At 68.5% G+C, this 1,693-nt stretch carries 2 protein-coding genes; one reads left to right on the top strand and one right to left on the bottom strand.

Annotated features, from left to right (window positions below):
- Positions 1-1,015, top strand: a 1,015-nt coding sequence (locus WAN71_RS22730) for an FIST signal transduction protein (protein ID WP_422227494.1), incomplete at its 5' end; no start/stop codon positions are given.
- Positions 1,016-1,058: 43 nt separating this feature from the next.
- Here WAN71_RS22730 and WAN71_RS22735 read toward each other — a convergent pair.
- Entirely contained in the window at positions 1,059-1,610 is a 552-nt protein-coding gene (locus WAN71_RS22735) for a YceI family protein (RefSeq protein WP_422227495.1), read from the bottom strand.
- Positions 1,611-1,693 lie beyond the last annotated feature (83 nt).

The following is a 1,693-nucleotide window of genomic DNA, read 5'->3' on the forward strand; positions in this document are numbered from 1 at the left end:
CGTCCTCGCCGCGGTGCAGGAGACGGTCGAGCCGCCCGCGCTGATCGGTTGCATGGCCCAAGCGGTCGTCGCCGGCCGCCACGAGATGGAGGACGAGCCCGCGGTGGCGGTGTGGCTGGCGTCCGGCCTGGCCGCCGAGACGTTCCGGCTGAACTTCGTCCCCACCAGCTCGGGTGGCCTGCTCGCTGGTTACCGATTCGACCAGACCGCGCACGATCTCCACCTGCTGCTGCCGGACCCGTACACATTCCCGTCGAGCCTGCTCATCGAGCACCTCAACACCGACCTGCCGGGAAAGGCCGCCGTGGTGGGCGGCCTGGTGAGCGGTGGGCGGGGACCGGGCAGCACGCGGCTGTTCCGCGACCACGACGTGTTCACCTCCGGCCTCGTCGGCGTGCGCCTACCCGGCATGCACGCTGTCCCGATCGTGTCGCAGGGCTGCCGGCCGATCGGCCACCCCTACATCGTCACGGGTGCCGACGGCGCCGCGATCTCCGAGCTGGGTGGGCGACCGCCGCTGCAGCGGCTGCGCGAGATCGTCGAGGGGCTGCCGCCCGACGAGCAGGCATTGGTCAGCCGCGGCCTGCACATCGGGATCGTCGTCGACGAGCACCTGGCGGCGCCGGGTCAGGGCGACTTCCTGATCCGCGGCGTGTTCGGCGCCGACACCTCGACCGGGGCGATCCAGATCGGCGAGGTGGTCGAGGTCGGCGCGACTGTACAGTTCCAGGTCCATGACGCGGTGGGCGCCGACAAAGACCTGCGCCTGACCTTAGAGCGGGCGGCAGCCGAACTGCCCGGACGTCCGATAGGCGCGCTGTTGTTCACCTGCAACGGGCGTGGGCGGCAGATGTTCGGGGTCGCCGACCACGACGCGGCCACCATCCAGGACCTGCTCGGCGGGATTCCGCTCGCCGGTTTCTTCGCCGCCGGAGAGATGGGCCCGATCGCGGGCCGCAACGCGTTGCACGCGTTTACCGCGTCGATCGCGCTGTTCATCGACGACACGAAATGAGCCAGCACGCCAGCGAGGCAGCCGCCCGGCGCGCTTCGCCAGGTCAGGCTTGCTTGAGGGCCTCAATCGCCAGCGTGATCGTGACCTTGTCCCCCAGCATCGTGCCGCCACCTTCGAGCGGCAACTCGCCGCCGACTCCGAAATCCTTGCGGCTCAGCACAACCGAGGCGTCGAAGCCGGCGACTTCGCCGCGTCCCACGCCGGGATTGACGCCGTTGAACACCAGCGTCATGGTGACCGGGGTGGTGACGCCCTTGAGTGTGAAATCGCCGTCGAGCACGTAGTCGTCCCCGTCGGCCCGCACCGCGGTGGACACGAACGTCGCGGTCGGGAACTGGGCGACGTCGAAGAAATCGGGGGCCTTGATGTGCGCCTCACGCTGCTCGTTGCCGGTGTCGATGGAGTTCACGTCGACGTTGGCGGTGACGGACGGGGTGCCGTCTTCGGCGACCGTGATGGCGCCGCTGAACTGGTCGAATCTGCCGTGAATCTTGCCGACCATCAGATGGCGCACCGAGAAGTTGATTGAGGAGTGGATCGGGTCGATCGCCCAGGTCCCGGCGGTGAGCTTTTGGACACCAACGGCTGTGGTCATGCGGATTCTCCTTAAAGTGAGGCTAACCGGTACCACCCGGCCAACCGGACCGTAGTCCGGATTATTCCCCGCCGGCGCGATGC

Source organism: Mycobacterium sp. (assembly GCF_049280035.1).
Taxonomy (GTDB): Bacteria; Actinomycetota; Actinomycetes; order Mycobacteriales; family Mycobacteriaceae; genus Mycobacterium.